We start from the raw sequence: 19066 nt of genomic DNA, 5'->3' as shown, positions 1-19066 counted from the left end.
TAGTGTTTTTCACGGCCAGATTAAACAGAAAAATGCCGGAAAAGCTACGATCTCGCTATTTCCGCCAGCCGCCGCGCAGGCTGAAGGCCAGCATGGAGCGGATGGAGGCGGCGATATCGGTCGCCAGGCGCTTGCGGTTATCCGTGCTGTGAAACGGAACGCTGTCACCGAATGTCACGTCGACATCGATGGCGCCGGCCCTGATGATGCCGAGCAGATGCGGCACCAGCGTGATGCTGCCCGGCCAGGCGGCGATGACGCGATGGTAACGCCCCATGGCCATGCCCTGCACCCTTGTATAGGCGATGGCGACCGGCTGCACATAAACCAGCTTGCCCGGAACCTGTTCAGCGGCGGTGGAGGCCGCACCGAACAGCGAGGATTTGACGGCAAGCATGCGGTTGCCGTCCGAGGTGGTGCCTTCAGGAAACAAAACGACGATCTCGCCATCGGCCATGCGGCTGGCGATCTCGCTCACCTGCGCGCCGGTGCTGCGTTTCTGCTCACGCTGAACAAAGATGCTTTTCTGCAAGCGGGCAAGCCAGCCGAATACCGGCCAGTCCCGCACCTCCGTCTTGGCGATGAACACCACGTCGGCAATGCTGCCCAAAACGAGAATGTCCTTCCACGAGGCGTGATTGACCGCCAGCATCAGCGGTTTCGCCCGCTCCACATCGCCGTGCACATGCACACGGATGCCGAGAACATGGCAGGCGATACGGTGCCAGAGGCGCGGAATGCGACGGCGAAGCCGCCAGTCGAAGGCAAGGCCCAGCAGTTGAAGCGGCAGCAAGACGAGCGTGACGATCAGGAGAGCGACCGCAATATAGGCTGTCCGCAGCCACATCATGATGGGAAAGACCGCTTGTTCACCGGCGTCTCAGTGTTCGCCGGGCTTCAACGGCACGCCGTAAAGTTCCAGGCGGTGATCCACGAGCTTGAAGCCGTGTTCCCGGGCGATCTTTTCCTGAAGGGCCTCGATCTCGGCCGAATGAAATTCGATGACCACGCCGTTCTTCAGGTCGATCAGGTGATCGTGATGTTCCTCGGGCACGGTCTCGTAGCGCGAACGGCCGTCGCGAAAATCGTGACGCTCGATGATGCCGGCATCCTCGAACAGCTTCACCGTTCTGTAGACGGTGGAAATCGAGATACGCGGATCCACGGCGGAGGAACGGCGGTAAAGCTCCTCGACATCGGGATGGTCGGCTGACTCCTGAAGGACGCGGGCGATGACACGGCGTTGGTCGGTCATCCGCATGCCGCGTTCGGCACAAAGCTCCTCCAGCGTTTTCGAAAGGTCTGTCACGTCTTCTGGCCTTTTGAGAATTCCGGTTTGCGGCTTTCGCCGAAAAAATGCCTGTCGCAGGGAACTAGCGAAGATCGCGGCGCATGACAAGCGCCGTCGACTTCGTTCCATCCTTTGCGGTGTAATAGGCCTTGCGTTCCGCGACGGTTTTGAAGCCGAGCTTCCTGTAAAGCCCCAGCGCAGAGGCATTATTGTTATCCACCTCAAGGAACATGGTTTCGGCGCCGCGCATCATCGCTTCGCGGATGGCCGACTGCATCAGACGCCAGCCGAGACCGACGCGTGCGAATTTGTCGGCCACGGCAACGGTCAGAATTTCCGCCTCGCCCGCCACTTCCCGCGCCAGCACGAAACCACCGAGCGGCTTGCTGAAAAAGGCGTTGGTCTGGCGTGCGACAGCACCGAAAACCGACCCTTGCGTCAACAGCCCGGAAAACTCCCCGTCGTTCCAAGGGCGCGGAAAGCGTAGCGCATGCAGCTCCGCCACCGCGGCGCAATCCTCATGCTGCATCGGCACGATCTCGAAATAGGGTTTCCAGGTCAGATAGTCGTCAAACATAACAGGAATCGGGCATCACAGGAATCATTCGCACATGTCGAGGAATGCCCTATCAGGCAACGACCTGACGTGCCAGCGCAAAACCGGTCTGCGGCCGGGCATCCGGCCCGCGCAGATAAAGCGGCGCGGGTTTCGGCTGACCAGCCGGCTTGCGCGCTCCGGCACGCGCGACCGAGGCGATCGGGAAGTGATCCGGTCCCGAACCCGCCTCCAACCCCGCCAAAAGCGGCGCGGCTGAACCGATAACGACGCCATCGAAACCGGTAGTAATCGTTTTGGCGTCGTCCAGAGACAGAAGCGCGGCATCGCGCAGCGGCGATCCATCTGCACCGAATGTCTGGAGATAGGCTTCGCCGCGTTTGGCATCCAGCCCGACGGCCACGGGCCGGCCGGGATTTGCAAGCAGATGATGAAGCGCCAGCGTTTCAAGCGTGGTGACGCCCACGGCCTCGACGCCGAGCGACAGGGCAAAGCCGCGCGCGGCGGCAACCCCGACACGGATACCGGTGAAAGACCCCGGCCCGATGGTCACGGCGATGCGCCCGACATTCTGGAGCGACAGTTGTGCCTGCCCCAGAGCACCGTCGATCACCGCCATCAACCTTTCGGCATGGCCCTTGCCGATGGTTTCGCATACCTCGCCGAGCACCCTGTCGGAGGCGCTGTCATAAACGCAGGCGGAACAATCCACACCTGAGGTGTCGAGTGCGAGAACAATCATGATGACCTGGCTTGCGCTTTTATACCGCTTCGACTTCGCGCACTTCCGGCACGAAATGGCGAAGCAGATTCTGAACGCCATGCTTCAGCGTGGCGGTGGAGGACGGGCAACCCGAGCAGGCGCCCTTCATGTTCAGGAACACCGTGCCATCGCGGAAACCGCGGAAGGTGATGTCGCCGCCATCCTGCGCCACGGCGGGGCGGACGCGGGTTTCCAGCAGTTCCTTGATGGTGGCGACGATGGTTTCGTCACCCTCTTCGAAGAACTCGCCTTCCTCATCCGAGACTTCGGCAGCGATTGCCGTGCCCATGATCGGGCGACCGGACATGAAATGCTCCATGATGGAGCCCAGAATGGCGGGCTTCAGATGCTGCCATTCCGCGCCGTCCTTGGTGACGGTGATGAAATCGAAACCGAAATAAACGCCGGTCACGCCGGGAATGGTGAAGAGGCGTTCCGCCAGCGGCGAAGCCTGCGCCTGCGACGGGTTGAGAAACTCAACTGTCCCGCTTTCCAGAACCACCTTGCCCGGCAGGAACTTCAGCGTCGTCGGGTTCGGCGTGGCTTCCGTCTGAATGAACATCGTCTGTCTCCTTCGAGGTCGCCATTCACGCCCCGCAATTTAGAATTCTTCCAAAAAATACGCCCGGCGAAGCTGCACTTCAAGCCCTGACATGATAATTACATTCAAGAAATCGTCAGCCCCCTAAATCTTGTCCGGGACCCGGATCAGCAGAGCGCGTCGATTTCCTCGTCCGACAGCGTATCCGGCAGCACGGTGACGGGAATGGGAAAGGCTGCCCCACGTCCGGCGATGGAAGAAACAAGCGGTCCCGGCCCTTCCTTCGTCGAGCCTGCTGCCAGAACGAGAATCGCGATATCGCGGTCTTCCTCGATCAGCCCGTGAATCTGCTCGGTGGCGCTGCCTTCGCGGATCACCGCTTCCGGCTCGATGCCGATGGTCTCGCGCACCTTCTGGGCGATTTTGGCAAGCGTGGCTTCCGCCTCCTCACGCGCCTCGGCTCGCATGATCTGTTCGACACCCAGCCATTGCTGGAAATCGCCTTCCGGGATCATGTAGAGCAGCACCAGCCCGCCGTTGGAGTTCTTGGCGCGACGACCGGCATAGTGCACGGCCCTCTCGCATTCCGGTGTGTCATCGATAACTGCAAGAAATTTGCGACGATGCCCTTCCAGACGCGACAGCCGTTTTGAAACCATTCTGCACTCCCTAGGTCCGCCGTGATCCGTAAAACCGCCCGACGGTTCGGGCGGAGATTATATCAAATCACGGCAGGCGCAAACCGCCCGCCGCATTCGCGCAGCAGCGACCTGTCAGCGCAGGAAGCCGATGATGTCGCGCACCTCGTTCATCGTCTTTTCGGCGATGGCACGCGCCCGCTCGCCACCCTGTTTGAGGATGGCGTCGATATGGGTCGGGTCATCGAGAAGACGGCGCATCTCGTTGTTGACGGGGGCCAGAACATTGACCGCAAGCTCGACGAGGGCCGGCTTGAAGGCCGAGAACTGCTGTCCGCCGAATTCGGAAAGAACGTCCGCCTTGGTCCTGTCGGACAGCGCGGCATAGATGCCGACCAGGTTTTCGGCCTCGGGACGGCCCTTCAGGCCTTCCACTTCGCTCGGCAGCGCATCCGGATCGGTCTTCGCCTTCTTGATCTTCTTCGAGATCGCGTCGACATCGTCCATGAGGTTGATGCGCGACAGATCGGAGGGATCGGACTTCGACATCTTCTTGGTGCCGTCCTTGAGCGACATCACGCGCGGTGCAGGACCGCCGATCAGCGGCTCCACCATCGGGAAATAGGCGTGCACCGGCTCATCGCCAACCGTAATGTCGAGGCCGAGGCCCGCCTTGCGGATATGATCGCCGAAATCGATATTGAATTTCTGGGCGATATCGCGGGCAAGTTCCAGGTGCTGCTTCTGGTCGTCACCGACGGGAACATGCGTGGCGCGATAGACGAGAATGTCGGCGGCCATCAGGCTCGGATAAGCGAGCAGGCCGAGCGAGACCTGCTCGGCATTCTTGCCGGACTTGTCCTTGAACTGCGTCATGCGTTCCATCCAGCCGATGCGCGCCACGCAGTTGAACACCCATGCGAGTTCCGCATGCTGCGGCACGGCCGACTGGTTGAAGACGATATGTTTTACGGGATCGATGCCCGAGGCGATGAAGGCGGCCGCAATCGAACGGGTCTGCGCCTTCAGGTCCGAGTGAACGAGCTGGGCGGTGATGGCATGCATGTCGACGACGCAATAGATGCAGTCGTTATCTTCCTGCAGCGCCACGAATTTGCGGATGGCGCCGAGATAATTACCGAGATGCAGATTGCCGGTCGGCTGGACGCCCGAGAAAACCAGCGGCTTGAATGCGTTCATTGTCGTCCTCGAAAAGGCTTGTGGAGGGCCCCGCCCCATGGTTGGAATTGCACGCGCGCTTATGCACCCGCAGCCCCCGGCAATCAAGCGGTTTCAGGGCCTGTCAGCCGCGCGGTTCCAGAAGATCCCAACGATTTCCATAAGGATCGGCAAAGACCGCAACGGAGCCGTAAACCTCGTGGCGCGGTTCTTCCAGAAAGCGCACGCCGCGGGCGAGCATGGTCTCATAATCGCGCTGGAAATTATCGGTATGCAGGAAAAACCCGACACGCCCGCCGGTCTGGTTACCGATGGCAAGCCTCTGCTGTTCACCGTCCGCCTCGGCAAGCAGCAGGCCGCCGCCCTCGGTGCCTTGCGGCTTCACCACCAGCCACCGCTTGCCGTCGCCAAGCGGCTGATCGGAAAGGCATTCGAACCCGAGAATGTCACAATAAAACGCCTTCGCCCGATCGTAGTTATCCACGACAAGCGTGACGAGCGCGATGCGGCGGTTCTCGGCGAAGGACATCAGCCCGCCTCCGTCTCGATGTTCTTCTTGCCGCGCTTGCGGATGGCTCGTTTGACCATGCCGATATCGGCACCGCCCGAAACGAAAGCAAGCACGAAATAAACCAGCATGGCCGCAAAGACGAGAGCCATGATGGTGCCGGCCCGCACGAGAATGGACGAGGCGGAAGACAGTTCGAAAGTCAGCCATGTCAGCGCATAGTGCACGAAACCGGCCATCAAGGCGGCTGCCAGCAGCAAACGCGGAATGCGGGTGAGCAGCGGAATATCCACATGCCAGTGTCCGCGCCACAAAAGCATGCCGAACAGCAGGGCGGCATTGACCCAGCCGGCAGTGATTTCGGCAATGGCGATGCCCGGACCGCCAAGGCGCGGGAAGAGCGTCAGCGCCAGGGAGACGTTCACGACGACGGAAATCGCCGCGAAGATCATCGGTGTGCGCGTATCCTCACGGGCGAAGAAGCCGGGAATAAAGGCCTTGATCAGCACGAAAGCGGGCAGACCAAGACCATAGATGCCGAGGATTTGCGCGACGGTGATCGTGGCCGAAGGCGAGAAATTGCCGCGCTCGTAAAGAAAACGAACGATGGGTTCCGCCATGACGAGAAGTGCTGCGGCAGCGGGCAATGTCAGGAACAGTACGAATTCCACCGAGCGGTTCTGCAGGCTTCCCGCCTCCACCATATGCCCGCCGCGCAACGCCCGCGCCAGCTCCGGCAAAAGCACGGTGGCCACCGCGATGCCGACGACGCCGAGCGGCAGCTGGTAGATCCGGTCCGCATAGGCAAGCGAGGAGATTACGCCTTCGCCGGCAGATGCGATATTGGTGTTGATCAAAAGATTGATCTGGGTGATGCCGCCGGTGATGGCCGCCGGCAGGGCAAGGACCAGAAGGCGCTGCACATTCTTCGTCAGCCGGGGCCTGCGGAAACCGATGCGCATGCCGGCATTGCGCACGGCGATCCAGACGATGGCAAGCTGCACCAGGCCTGCCACCATCACGCCCCAGGAGAGCGCATAACCTACCTGAAGCGGATCGTAATTCTTCCACCATGCCAAAGCGAGCACGCCGATGAGGATGATGTTGAGGAATACGGGCGCGATTGCCGCTGCGAAATAACGATGCAGCGAGTTCAGCATGCCGCCCATCATCGCCGCCAGAGACATGCAGGCGAGATAGGGAAACATGATGGTGGCGAGATGGACGGTGTTTTCGAACTTCACCGGGTCTTCCAGAAAGCCCGGCGCGATCACCGTGCGCACGATGAACGGCATCGACAGTTCCATCAGGATCGTCAGGGCCAGAAGCACGGTGAAGAGAACGCCGAAGACCTCTTCGGAAAAGCGTCTGGCGCCCTCCATGCCATTCGCCTCGATTTCCTTGGCGAAAAGCGGCACGAAAGCCGAGTTGAACGCGCCTTCGGCAAACAGGCGCCGGAAGGTGTTCGGAAAACGGAAAGCAGCATTGAAGGCATCCGCCACCGGGCCAGTGCCCACGGCGGCTGCCATCAGGGTTTCTCGCAGAAAGCCGAAGATGCGGCTGCCGAGCGTGGCGGTGCCGACGGTGGCGAACTTGCCGATCAGGCTCATGATCGCTTCAAGCCTTTGCCGTGCGCGCGGCCGGCAGGGCCGCCACGTCTGGGTGGGCGATGATGCCGTTCGGCATACGGTCTCGCAATTCGTCTTCCTGCTCGCTCATCACCGCCTTCAAGCGCGTGGCGATGCTGGCCTGCCGGTTGTCGTTCGTCACCTTCTGGCCGAAGAGATCAGTCACATAGAAGGTATCGATGACCTTTTCACCGAAGGTGGTGATGCGGGCGGAGTGAATGTCGAGCGACAGATCGGCGATCACAGCCGTCATGTCAGCCAGAAGACCCGGCCGGTCGAGGCATTCCACTTCGATGACGGTGAACTTGTTCGACAGCCCGTTGGAGATGATGACCGAAGGTGGAATGGTGAAGGCGCTCTTCTTCTTGCGGCTCTTGGTGCGGGTAGCAATCATTTCCGGCAGGCGCTGCTTGCCGGAGAGAACCTCCTCGATGAGCTTGCCGACATTGTTGCCGCGCCGCGTCTCGTCCTCATCGATCGGAAATTCGCGGTTGATGAGGATCGTATCCAGCGCCCGCCCGTCGGACGTCGTGAAAATCTGCGCATCGGCGATATTGGCGCCGGCGGCGGCACAGGCGCCGGTGATGATGGACAGCAGGCGCGGATGGTCCGGCGCCAGCACGGTAATTTCCGTGATGGCATGGAAGGAATGGGTGCGCACCATGGTCGACAGCGCTTTTTCCTGCTTGTCGGCCTCACGCATGAAGCGGGTGTGGCGCACCTGGTCTTCCAGCGCCACCGTCAACAGATAGGGCTCATAGTGCAGCTTGGTATATTTGCGCCGCGCCTTCTGGCCCCAGTCTTCGAGGGCGTCGTAGAGCGCCTGCCGGGCGATCTGCGCACGCTCCTTGCGGGAGACCTCCGAAAAGCCGCCCGAGAGCAGCAGTTCGGTCTCGTAATAGAGCGAACGCAGCAGCTGCCCCTTCCAGCCGTTCCAGACGCCCGGACCAACGGCGCGGATATCGCAGACTGTCAGGATGAGCAGCATCTTCAGCCGCTCCATGGACTGCACTTTGTCGGCGAAATCGGTGATCGTCTTGCGGTCGTGCAGGTCGCGCGTCTGGGCGACCATGGACATCAGGAGATGTTGCTCGATCAGCCAGACGACGGTTTCGGTCTGCTTGCCGGTGAGGCGAAAACGCTGGCAGAGCTTGCGGGCGACACGCGCGCCGGCAATCGAGTGGTCTTCCTGCCGACCCTTCGCCACATCGTGCAACAGAACGGCGACATAAAGCGCCTCACGTTCCTCGACGCTCGGCATCAGCTGGTTGGCGAGCGGGTGGGCATCGACAGCCGTTCCCTTGTCCACTTCCGAGAGCACGCCAACGGAGCGGATCAGATGCTCATCCACCGTATAGTGATGATACATGTTGAACTGCATCATCGCGACGATCTTGCCAAATTCGGGGATGAACTTGCCGAGCACGCCTGCCTCGTTCATGCGGCGCAGGGTCAGCGCCGGATCGCGCCGAGACGTCAGAATCGACAGGAAAAGCCGGTTTGCCTCTTCGTTCTCCCGCAGCTCGTCATTGATGAGCGAAAGCGAACGCGTGACGACACGCAGCGCATCGGGATGCAGTTCCAGATTGTTGATATCGGCAATGTGGAACAGCCGGATCAGATTGACCGGGTCGTTCTTGAAGACATCCGGCTTGGCGAGCGCGATGCGGCCGCGATCCTCGACGAATTCCACCGAGCCGGGAATCTTGCGCACGCGGTGGGCGAAGCGGCTGAGGACGCCGGAAAGGCCAGGCACGTCCTTCGCCTGCCGGTCTTCAAGTGCTGCGCAAACGATGCGGGTCAGGTCACCCACATCTTTCGCCACGAGGAAATAATGCTTCATGAAACGCTCGACGGCGGAAAGGCCGGGGCGCGGCTGGTAGTTCAACGCATCGGCGATCTCGCGCTGAATGTCGAAGGAAAGGCGCTCTTCCGCCTTGCCGGTGATGAAATGCATCTGGCAGCGGACGGCCCAGAGAAAATCATCGGCCTTTTCGAACAGCCGGAGTTCAGGCCGTGACAGGACACCAAGCTTCACCAGATCGGCCGTATCGCGGACATGGTAATAATATTTGGCGATCCAGAACAGCGTGTGCAGGTCGCGCAACCCGCCCTTGCCTTCCTTGACGTTCGGCTCCACCAGATAACGCGTGTCGCCCGCCTTGCGGTGGCGCTGGTCGCGTTCGGCCAGCTTTGCGGCGATGAATTCCGGGCCGGTGCCGGTGACGACTTCCGACTCGAAACGTTTTTCGAGATCGTCGGTCAGGGATTTTTTACCGCAGATCGCCCGCACTTCCAGAATGGCGGTGCGGATCGTCATATCGGATTTGGACAGGCGGATGCATTCATCCACCGTGCGGGTGGCGTGGCCGACCTTGAAACCGAGATCCCAGAGCAGGTAGAGCACGAACTCCACGGCCTTGTGCATGTCCGGCGTATTCTTGGCCGGCAACAGGAACAGGAGGTCGATATCCGATCCCGGCGCGAGCGTGCCGCGACCGTAGCCGCCGACGGCAGCAACCGCTATCTGCGGTGTATCTTTCGGATAGACATATTGGCAGGCGAGATCATAGAGGATTTCGATCAGCCGATCCTGAAGCCAGGAGATGCGTCTGGCGCAATCGATGCCGCTGCCATCGGCTTTCAGCAGTTCCCTGGCCTTTTCCCGGCCTTCCGTGCTGGCCTTGCGAAAGATCGGCAGCAGATCGGAGCGAATATCGGCAATGCGTTTGCCGTCTTCCTTGAAGATGATGTCGCATTCGCGCTTCAGCGCCGATACATCGAGAATGTCGGAAAAATCCAGGTCCTTGATGGCCATCTATGCCGGTATCCATGTCCTGTGGGAAATCCCACCACTTGCGATGGGAGTGTCCTATAGCGAGTTTTAAAGGCGATGGACAGGCAATCTATCCCCTCAAGCCTTGCCAAGTTCTTTCTTCAACGCATAGAGCGCGTCCAATGCCTCACGCGGCGTCATTTCGTCGGGGTTGAAGCCTTTCAGAGCTTCCTCCAGCTTCGACGGTCCGGCCTTGCGGGTTTCCTCGCGGCGAACCGCTATCTGGAACAGCGGCAGGTCGTCGATCAGCTGGCTCGCCGGGTTCTTGCGGTCGGCATCTTCGAGCTTCGTCAGCACCTCGCGGGCGCGCTCCACCACCGAGGCAGGCAGGCCCGCAAGCCGTGCGACCTGAATACCGTAGGAACGATCCGCAGCGCCCGGTCCGACTTCGTGCAGGAAGATGACGTCACCTTCCCACTCCTTCACCCGCATCGTGGCATTGGAAAGGCGGCCGAGTTTTTCCGACAGCACGGTCAATTCGTGGAAATGGGTGGCGAAGAGACCACGGCAACGATTGACCTCGTGCAGATGCTCCACCGCCGCCCAGGCGATGGAAAGGCCGTCAAAGGTTGCGGTGCCCCGGCCGATCTCGTCCAGAATGACCAGCGAACGATCCGTCGCCTGATTGAGAATGGCGGCGGTTTCCACCATTTCCACCATGAAGGTCGAGCGGCCGCGCGCCAGATCGTCCGATGCGCCGACACGGGAAAACAGCCGGTCGACGGTGCCGATATGGGCGGCTTCCGCCGGAACGAAGGAGCCGATCTGCGCGAGGATGGCGATCAGCGCATTCTGGCGCAGGAAGGTCGATTTACCGCCCATATTGGGGCCGGTGAGCAACCAGATCGCGCCGTTCTTGCCGCCATTGACGGCCGACAGGTCGCAATTATTAGCAATGAAAGGTCCAGCCGACTGCCGCCGCAGCGCCTGCTCCACCACCGGATGCCGCCCGCCTTTGATCGCGAAGGTCATGGAGGCATCAACGATCGGTCGGCAATAGGCCTGTTCGGTTGCGAGATAGGCGAGGCTCGAGGCGACATCGATCACCGCCAGCGCCAGCGCGCCGGCCTTGATCGCTTCCGCCTGCTGCACCACAGCCTTGACCATGCGCTCGAAGGCTTCCAGTTCCATGGTCAAAGCCTGCGCAGCGGCATTGGCGATGCGGCTTTCGAGATCGGCAAGCTCGGTGGTGGTGAAACGCATGGCGCCTGCCATGGTCTGACGGTGGATAAAGCGCGCCTTGGCCTCGTCCGTCGCCGTCATCACATCGGCATTGCCAGCTGTCACCTCGATGAAATAACCCAGCACATTGTTGTGCTTGATCTTGAGCGACTTGATGCCGGTCTCATCGGCATATTTCAGTTGCAGCCCGGCAATCACCCGGCGTGACTGGTCGCGCAGCGCCCGCACCTCGTCGAGTTCGGGATTGGCGCCTTCTCGCAGGAAACCGCCATCACGCTTCAGAAGCGGCAGATCGTCGGCAAGCATCGAGCCGAGCATGGCTTCGAGACCGCCGGGCAAGGCTTTCAAATCCGCGAGCGCCGCCGCGAGTTCATCCGGCAACAATCCCTGATCCAGAATCGCGGCGATGCTTTCGGCCGAAGCCAGCCCCTGCCTGATGGCACCGAGATCGCGCGGGCCGCCGCGCTCCAGCGCAAGGCGGGAGAGCGCACGCGGCATATCCGCAACCTGTTTCAGCGCATCACGCAGGCCATCACACAGCGAGACGTCATCGATGAGATAGGCCACGGCATCAAGGCGGGCGTTGATCCTTTCCGGATCGGTCAAGGGCGACATCAGTCGCTCCGCCAGAAGCCGCGCGCCACCGCCTGTTACCGTGCGGTTCAGGGCATGCAGCAGCGATCCGTCTCTTTCACCGGACAGCGTCTTCACCAGTTCCAGATTGGCGCGGGTGGCCGGATCGATGAAAAGCGTGGAGGCGGCACTTTCGCGCTCCGGTGCACCGAGCGGCGGGCGCTCGGCGATCTGGGTCTTTTCGACATAGGCGACAGCAGCGGCGGCGGCCGCCATTTCCACGCGCGAAAAGGCGCCGAAACCATCCAGTGTCGAGACGTTGAAATAACGGGCAATGCGCCCTTCCGCCGTAGCGCTGTCGAAGAGGATCGCCGGCTGCGGCACCGCCACGCGGCCAAGCACATCGAAGACCGGCCGCAGTTCCTCGTCATGGAACAGGCTGTCGGCGACGATCAGTTCGCGCGGATCGATGCGCCAGATATCGGCGAGCAGCCGCGTCAGCGTGGTTTCCGCCAGACGGAAGACGCCGGTGGAAATATCGATCCAGGCGAGCGCAAACTGCGCCTCGGCACTGCCGCGAATGCGGGCAAGCGCCATCAGATAGTTGGATTCCGTCGGCGACAGCAGTTTTTCCTCGGTCAGCGTGCCGGGCGTGACAAGCCGCACCACATCACGCTTGACCACGGATTTCGATCCGCGTTTCTTGGCTTCCGCTGGATCTTCCACCTGTTCGCAGACGGCGACGCGATAACCGCGCAGGATGAGTTTCTGGAGATAATCATCTGCCGCATGGACGGGAACGCCGCACATGGGGATATCGTGCCCCATATGCTGGCCGCGTTTCGTCAGCGTGATGCCGAGAGCGCGGGAGGCTTCGACCGCATCGTCGAAGAACAATTCGTAAAAATCGCCCATGCGGTAGAACAGCAGCGAACCGGGATTGTTCGCCTTGATCTCGATATATTGCTCCATCATCGGAGTGGCCGTCGCGCGGCTCTCTTCCGAGATCAGGGAAGCGGTTGTCAGAACGTCCGTCAATGGCCTGCCGATGTCATATCGTGTTGCGGAAAAGGAGCGCCGACACTAGCGGCAATCTCCACCTCAACACAACACGCGCAGGGACGCTGCCCACAGGAACATCCCGCGCGGCTGCGCCAAAACCCGGTCAGCCGTTGATGCGCTCGGCCTCGCCGCCATAATAGCTGATATAGCGACCGGCGATGGACGAAACCGGCAGGACCACGAGGACGTCTGTGGTGTTGAAGGCATGGTCCACGACCGCGCCGGAGCCGAACATGGCGCCAAGGCGCATATAGCCCTTGATCAGCGGCGGCATGGCGTTCAGCGCCTTGCGGGCGTTCAGCGCTTCGGCCGGAACGAGGTCCATCTCATGATAAAGCTCAGGAAGGGCGGAAGCTTCCCACTCGCCCTTGGCCACGCAATTATGGTGCAGGAAAGACAAAGCAAGAGCGTGGGCTTCCGGCTGCACGCCGGGGAAGGAGGCGCAGCCGATCATCGCGTCCATGCGGTGTTTCACGGCATAGGCCCAGTTGCCCTGCCACAGAAGCTCGACGGTGCGCTTGGTGCGATATTCGGGCAGCACGCAGGAACGGCCAAGCTCCATGAAGCGCTTGCCGGGATGGCGCGCAACGAGACCGGCGATGTCGAATTCGCTGGCGGAATAAAAACCGTTATTGGCAAGCGCGATTTCCTGCCGCAGCAGGCGATAGGTGCCGACGATCTGGTCTTCGCTGTCGCCTTCGATCGCCTTGTCGAGCACGAGCAGATGGTCGCAGACGCTGTCCCAGGCATCGATGTCGCGCTTGCGGCGCATGGCTTCCGCGGGAAGCCTCGCCTTCATTTCCTCGACGAAAACCCGGTAACGCACGGATTGCGCGGCATCGATCTCGCGTTCATTTCTGGCGAGCCGTGTTTCCAGCGTGCCGATACGGCCGAAAAGACCCTCATTGTCCTGAGCTGCCTCGGGACGAGGATTAATGACAACATTGTTTTCACAAATGTCGTGATTGAGGATTTCGGCAACCATGGGGAATCGCTCCGCCACCAAAGAATTTTCCTGTCATAAATCACTAATTGACGACAGAATAGTGACAAAATGCCGCCAGCGCGAGTCTGTCAAGTTATGATAGCGACAGGCGTTTCGCCTCCAGCAGACGGCGAATTTCCTCAACCAGACGTCGCGGGTCGGCAGGCTTGGTCAAAACCGCACCGACACCGGCCCCAAGCAGGATTTCGGCGGTCGCGTCACTCGCATCTGCGCTGAGCACGATGACGGGAATATTTCTTTCGCCCTTCAGCGTATGGAGAAGGTCGGGAAGCACATCGAGCCCCTCGCCGCCCGGCATGTTGAGATCGGAGACGATGAGGTCAGGCGGGCGGGATGCGCCCGGCTCCACAGATTGCCGCAACGCCTCAAAGTCCTCGACAGCGCGGACGATGTAGCCGCTTTTTTCCAGAACGGCGCGGATGATGCGCTGATTGACGGCATCGTCCTCGGCCACGAGTATCTCGATACCGCTCGCCCCTTCCGCCACCCGCGAGGAAAATCCCACATCCGGGTGGTTGTCGTTGATGGCGTCGCGCCGCTCAATGCCGCGCAGACGGCCGCACAGGACGTCGATCAGGGATTTTTCCCGCAGCGGCCGGATCAACCAGGCGTCGAAGGCCACATGCATGGTCGACGGCCGCTCTTCGGGGCTGACCAGCAGCGTGCGGCGGACATTCTGTTGCGGCCAATCCTTCAGGGCGTCCCTGAAAAGCGGCGAAATGCGCCGGTCGACGATGATATCGGTAAGGTCGGCCGCTCGCGTGGCAGAACCCCTCCTCAGCTTTTCCAGATCTTCAGGCTGATGGATGAGAGTGCATTGACCGCCGAAAGCCTCGATCGCCTCCATCGCCACCGCCGCCGCCACGCCCTTCGGTGCGATGAGCAGGACATTTGTATGCCGCAGACAATGACGCCTTGCCGGATCCGCCATTTCGGCCGGGGCGCCCGCCGGGCGAAATGCCAGTTTGAAAGTGCTGCCCTTGCCCTTGCGGCTCGAAACCGTGAGGCGGCCGCCGAATTCCCGCACGATACGGGCGGAAATCGCAAGCCCAAGGCCGGTGCCGGCGCTTCGCTGCGACAACGGGCCCGCCTGCTCGAATTCCCCGAAAATACGGGCCTGCTCCGCCCGGCTCATGCCCGGGCCGGTATCCTCGACGGCAATGTGCAATTCGTCGTCGGTCATGCGCGCCCGGATGACGACGCCGCCTTCCTGCGTGAATTTGACGGCATTGCCGAGGAGATTGAAGAGGACCTGACGTAGCCTCGCCGGGTCGAAATCGAGATGATCAGGCACATTCGGCGCAACGAAGGAGGTAATTTCTATGCCTTTTTCATGGGCGCGATGGGCCAGCATCTCGACGATGCTCTCGATCAGCCGGCGCAGGTTTTCCGCCCGCGGGTTGAGCCTGAAGCGGCCGGCCTCCATGGTCGAATAATCCAGCAGATCCTCGACAAGCTGCACCAGCGACTGGCCGGATTGCCGCATGCCATCGAGATAATTTCGCTGCTCCTCGTTGAGCCTCGTCTGCGACAGAAGATGGTTCATGCCCAGCATACCGGAAAGCGGCAGGCGGATTTCATGGCTTACCGTGGCAAGCAGCCGCGCCTTTTCGGCATCGGCCTTTTCGGCGCGCTGCCGGGCGTCTTCCCTTTCGGCCAGCGCAAGCCGCTCCTCGGTCACATCCCGGGCAATGCTGCTGATGAGAAGACGGCTGCTTGCCAGATCGCGGGTCACGACATCATGCCAGGAAAAGATGCGCTGACCGAACGGGGTCGCGATCTCCACATCATAGGCATGGACCTTGTCGCCCGGACGGAAAGCGATGCCGATTTCCTCGCAGCTCAGCCCTTCGGGCGCCGCACAGCCGGTCATCTCACGAAAGACCCGGTTCGCCTCGACAATGCGCCGGTTCATGTCGCGGATCACGACGATATCGCCCATGGATTCCTGCATTTCGGCAATCAGCGAGCGGTTTTGCGTTTGCCGCAGCCGAAGATCGGAATCTGCAGCCCGCACGGTGGGCTGATGGAAAGATTCATCAAAGAGCGCATAGAGCAGGACACCGACGAGCGCGGCGCCAAAGAAGGTCGCCAGCGCAACGGTAACCGCATAGGGCACAGCAAGCGCGATCAGGGCTGCGGAAAAAGCCCCGACCGATAACGACGCGGCGACATAGAGCGCAATTGACCTGGTATCGGTCGCATGTTCTTCATCCGCATGGTGCGTTGTTGTCTCGACACGATCCGCCGGCTGCGCCGCCGTGGCGGCCAGGCCCAGCTCATCTGAAACTTTTTGCCGAAGTCTTGCCAGTTCGCTCATAGGCAACCGCTACCACGGCAGCGGTTTTGATATGTTTGGCTGAAACCCTAAAATTTTACTTTTTAGCCGTCCGGGCGTGCAAAAACTCGTCGAGAATGACGCAGGCTGCGCCGATGGTTATGAAACTGTCAGCCAGATTGAAGACCGCGAAAGACCATGTCTGCGTATGAAACAGGATATAGTCGATGACATGTCCATAAAAAAAACGGTCGAGCAGATTGCCGGCTGCACCCGCGATGATGAAGGCAAAGCCGAGATGGGCAAAGGTGCGGTCCGCCGCCGTCTTGCGCCACAGCCACAAGACGAAGACGACGATGACGAGCCGCATGCTGACGATGAACCAGCCATGCATGTCCTCCAGCATCGAAAAGGCCACGCCGAGATTATAGGTGCGATAAAGCGCCAGGAACGGGGCAACGGGAACCATCTCCTGCAACGGCAGATAGGCTTCGACCAGCTGCTTGACGATCTGGTCCAGCACCAGTGCGGCGACGATCAGCGCGAAAGCCGGGCCGAATTTCGAGAACAAAGCCGCTTTGGCCATTACGTCACCGGTGCGAGTTCGAGGAGATGTCGCCGTGCTTCAAACAGCATGACGGCAGTTGCGATGGCGAGATTGAGGCTGTCGGCGCGGCCCTGCTGGGGAATGCGCGCCAGCTGGTCGGCCTTGCCGGCGAGTTCCGGCGGCAGGCCGGATTGTTCATTGCCCATCAGGAGCACGACCGGCTTTCCGGCATAGTCGATCTTCCGATAATCCACCGAGCCGGCCAGATGGGTGGCGACAACACTGACCTGCGCCGATTTTTTCCAGGACAGGAATTCCTCGACCGAAGCGCGGGCGACGGGGGTGGCGAAGACCGAACCCATGGTGGCGCGCACTGTTTCCAGCGAAAACGGATCGGTGCAATCCCCGACAAGAATGACGCCCGAAGCACCCGCCGCATCCGCTGTCCGGATAATGGTGCCCAGATTGCCGGGATCGCGAACCCGGTCGAGCGCGATATAGGTCTCGCCCTTTTCCGGGCGGATATCCTTCAGCGGCTTCCATTTCTGCTCGAAAATGCCGACGACCATCTGCGGATTGTCGCGGCGGGTGATCGAGGCGATAACCTTTTCGCTGACTTCGAGCACCAGTCCGCCCGATGCGACCGTCTTCACCGCCGCCTGCTCCACCAGCGGTTTGCCCTTCGCGGCCTTGGCGTAAACCAGTGTCTTGATCGTCCAGCCGAGCTCAAGCGCGTCGATGACCAGCTTCAGGCCTTCCGCCATGAAGGTGCCGGTCTCTTCCCTGCCCTTTTTCTGGGTGAGCGCCTTGATATCCTTGATGATGGGATTGGCAAGGCTGGTCACTTCCTTGACCTGGCCAACCCGGCGCGTGGTATTTTCGCGCATATCTTTCATCATTTCGGCTCCCAGCGGCTGAACAGCGATGTGGAAAGCACACGGCCCGGCGTCTTGCCATCAAGCCCGGCCTCGCGAATGACGAGTTCGCCGGACGCGACGACGCCACCGGCGCCGCGCATGGTTTCACGCATCAGCTCATGCATCGAATAGAAGCTGGCCCTGATCGAATAGGCCGTCAGCACAAGGCCAAGCGCCTTGGGCGACAGGATTTCCCGGCAGATATCCAGCATCAGCGGCAGATGGTCGAATAATTGCCAGACTTCGCCATGGGTGCCTCGGCCGAATTTCGGCGGATCGGTGAGGATGATATCGTAGGTGCTGCCGCGGCGTTCCTCACGCTGAATGAACTTCATCGCGTCTTCGCAGATCCAGCGGATGGGCGCCTGCTCGAGCCCGGCGAGCGCCTGATTTTCCTTGGCCCAGCCAATCGCCTTCTTGGAGGCATCGACATGGGTGACTTCAGCGCCTGCGGCCGCCGCGACCAGCGACGCGACGCCGGTGTACCCGAAGAGGTTCAGCACTTTCAGCGGACGGTCGGCCGTTTCGATGGCATGTTTCAGCCATTCCCAATGCACGATCTGTTCCGGAAAGACGCCGACGTGACGGAAGGCCGTGAAGCGGCCGAGAAATTCGATGCCGAGCAGGGAAAGGGGCCAGGTTTCGCCGAGCGCCGCCTTCGGAAAGCGCCAGCGGCCCATGCCATCCTCATCCGTATCGCCGGTAAAGACGGCGTCGGCATTTTGCCATACGCGGTCCGGGATCGAAGGCTTCCAGAGAGCCTGCGCCTCGGGGCGAACGATGCGGTAATCGCCATATTGTTCGAGTTTCAGGCCGTTACCGCTGTCGATCAGGTGAAAATCACCGGCGCCGCTCGATTCCAGAATGACGGGAACCTGTTCCGCAGGCAGCGCACCGGTGCGCTGCATCAGGGCGCGCGCGGGGACCTGTTCTGCGGCGGCGGCGACGACCGGTTTTTCCTTCGGCGCGGCTTTCTGCACGCTGCGCACGGCATCCGGCTCGCGCTTTTTCGGCGCGGCATCCGCGCGGCGCGCCGGCTTTGCGGCATGAACCTGTTTTTTCTCGCTCCCGGCACGTGCACGATTGCCCGGCCGACTGTCTTTTTTCTTCAATGGAAATCTTTCCGCTTCTGCCCGCGTCTTATGGCGCAGCAAATAGCATTCCATGCGCCGCTCGCCTAGAGCCGGAACGAATGTCGGCTACATCACTTTGCCGGGAGTTGTCCGGCATTTGGAAGATGGCCTGTCGCAGCGGCTTTCTGCCGGTTCGCTTCGTCATGCCAGCGAACGGCTTCCTTCGCCTCGATACGGGCGCGTTTGCGATGTTTGCCCTGGGCGAACCATGTGGCCGCCGATCCCAGCAGAACACCGAAAATGACCGCCAGAAACAGGAATACGAAAAACGGCGCGGTGAAGGACAGAACGCCATCTTCCGGTCGGAACGGATTGAGCGCCAGCGTCACGGACTGGCGGTTGGCCACGCACAGGATGACGAGGATAATCGCCAGCGGAAGCAGGATGATGAGGTTGATGATTTTTTTCGACATCCGAGAATACTCCAT

Annotated in this window: 17 protein-coding genes; all 17 read right to left on the bottom strand. The window is 60.9% G+C overall.

Annotation, left to right across the window (positions count from 1 at the left end; genetic code table 11):
- Positions 1 to 55: 55 nt before the first annotated feature.
- Positions 56 to 850 (bottom strand): lysophospholipid acyltransferase family protein, encoded by a 795-nt coding sequence (locus O3W47_RS17705; RefSeq protein WP_269314274.1) that lies wholly within the window; start codon positions 848 to 850, stop codon positions 56 to 58.
- A gap of 30 nt (positions 851 to 880) precedes the next feature.
- Complete coding sequence (locus tag O3W47_RS17700) at positions 881 to 1309, bottom strand: Fur family transcriptional regulator (protein ID WP_003503749.1); 429 nt, start codon at positions 1307 to 1309, stop codon at positions 881 to 883.
- Positions 1310 to 1373: 64 nt separating this feature from the next.
- Complete coding sequence (locus tag O3W47_RS17695; protein ID WP_127756773.1) at positions 1374 to 1868, bottom strand: GNAT family N-acetyltransferase; 495 nt, start codon at positions 1866 to 1868, stop codon at positions 1374 to 1376.
- A gap of 52 nt (positions 1869 to 1920) precedes the next feature.
- Positions 1921 to 2589: a tRNA (adenosine(37)-N6)-threonylcarbamoyltransferase complex dimerization subunit type 1 TsaB gene (gene tsaB, locus O3W47_RS17690; RefSeq protein WP_269314273.1), complete on the bottom strand. Its 669-nt coding sequence runs from the start codon at positions 2587 to 2589 to the stop codon at positions 1921 to 1923.
- Between the two features lie 19 nt (positions 2590 to 2608).
- Entirely contained in the window at positions 2609 to 3172 is a 564-nt protein-coding gene (locus O3W47_RS17685; protein WP_080818062.1) for a NifU family protein, read from the bottom strand.
- Positions 3173 to 3318: 146 nt separating this feature from the next.
- Positions 3319 to 3810 (bottom strand): universal stress protein, encoded by a 492-nt coding sequence (locus O3W47_RS17680; RefSeq protein WP_003503758.1) that lies wholly within the window; start codon positions 3808 to 3810, stop codon positions 3319 to 3321.
- Between the two features lie 114 nt (positions 3811 to 3924).
- Positions 3925 to 4989, bottom strand: coding sequence for a tryptophan--tRNA ligase (gene trpS, locus O3W47_RS17675; RefSeq protein ID WP_080818064.1), 1065 nt, complete (start codon positions 4987 to 4989; stop codon positions 3925 to 3927).
- Positions 4990 to 5092: 103 nt separating this feature from the next.
- A complete protein-coding gene (locus O3W47_RS17670) occupies positions 5093 to 5497 on the bottom strand; it encodes a VOC family protein (protein WP_269314272.1) in 405 nt (134 codons plus the stop codon).
- Complete coding sequence (murJ, locus tag O3W47_RS17665) at positions 5497 to 7086, bottom strand: murein biosynthesis integral membrane protein MurJ (protein WP_269314271.1); 1590 nt, start codon at positions 7084 to 7086, stop codon at positions 5497 to 5499. The genes O3W47_RS17670 and murJ overlap by 1 nt, the downstream gene beginning before the upstream one ends.
- Before the next feature lie 7 nt (positions 7087 to 7093).
- Positions 7094 to 9922, bottom strand: a complete 2829-nt coding sequence (locus O3W47_RS17660) for a [protein-PII] uridylyltransferase (RefSeq protein ID WP_269314270.1) — start codon at positions 9920 to 9922, stop codon at positions 7094 to 7096.
- 96 nt (positions 9923 to 10018) lie between these two features.
- Positions 10019 to 12670 carry a DNA mismatch repair protein MutS gene (gene mutS / locus O3W47_RS17655; RefSeq protein ID WP_127756827.1) on the bottom strand — a complete coding sequence of 884 codons (2652 nt, stop codon included), beginning with the start codon at positions 12668 to 12670 and terminating at the stop codon, positions 10019 to 10021.
- A gap of 190 nt (positions 12671 to 12860) precedes the next feature.
- Positions 12861 to 13742 (bottom strand): GNAT family N-acetyltransferase, encoded by an 882-nt coding sequence (locus tag O3W47_RS17650; RefSeq protein ID WP_003520073.1) that lies wholly within the window; start codon positions 13740 to 13742, stop codon positions 12861 to 12863.
- 94 nt (positions 13743 to 13836) lie between these two features.
- Positions 13837 to 16083, bottom strand: coding sequence for a hybrid sensor histidine kinase/response regulator (locus O3W47_RS17645; protein WP_269314269.1), 2247 nt, complete (start codon positions 16081 to 16083; stop codon positions 13837 to 13839).
- Between the two features lie 55 nt (positions 16084 to 16138).
- Positions 16139 to 16627, bottom strand: coding sequence for a signal peptidase II (gene lspA / locus O3W47_RS17640; protein WP_003520075.1), 489 nt, complete (start codon positions 16625 to 16627; stop codon positions 16139 to 16141).
- Positions 16627 to 17487, bottom strand: a complete 861-nt coding sequence (locus tag O3W47_RS17635; protein WP_080818073.1) for a TrmH family RNA methyltransferase — start codon at positions 17485 to 17487, stop codon at positions 16627 to 16629. The genes lspA and O3W47_RS17635 overlap by 1 nt, the downstream gene beginning before the upstream one ends.
- The gene (locus O3W47_RS17630; protein ID WP_269314268.1) at positions 17484 to 18617 is read right to left on the bottom strand and encodes a class I SAM-dependent methyltransferase; all 1134 of its coding nucleotides are present in this window, start codon (positions 18615 to 18617) and stop codon (positions 17484 to 17486) included. Before O3W47_RS17630 ends, O3W47_RS17635 begins: the two co-directional genes overlap by 4 nt.
- Positions 18618 to 18709: 92 nt before the next feature.
- Positions 18710 to 19051 (bottom strand): LapA family protein, encoded by a 342-nt coding sequence (locus O3W47_RS17625; protein WP_003520079.1) that lies wholly within the window; start codon positions 19049 to 19051, stop codon positions 18710 to 18712.
- Between the last annotated feature and the right edge of the window lie 15 nt (positions 19052 to 19066).

It is taken from the genome of Agrobacterium sp. LMR679, assembly GCF_027157905.1.
Lineage (GTDB): Bacteria > Pseudomonadota > Alphaproteobacteria > Rhizobiales > Rhizobiaceae > Agrobacterium > Agrobacterium leguminum.
This window is presented reverse-complemented; position numbering and strand designations above follow the sequence as displayed.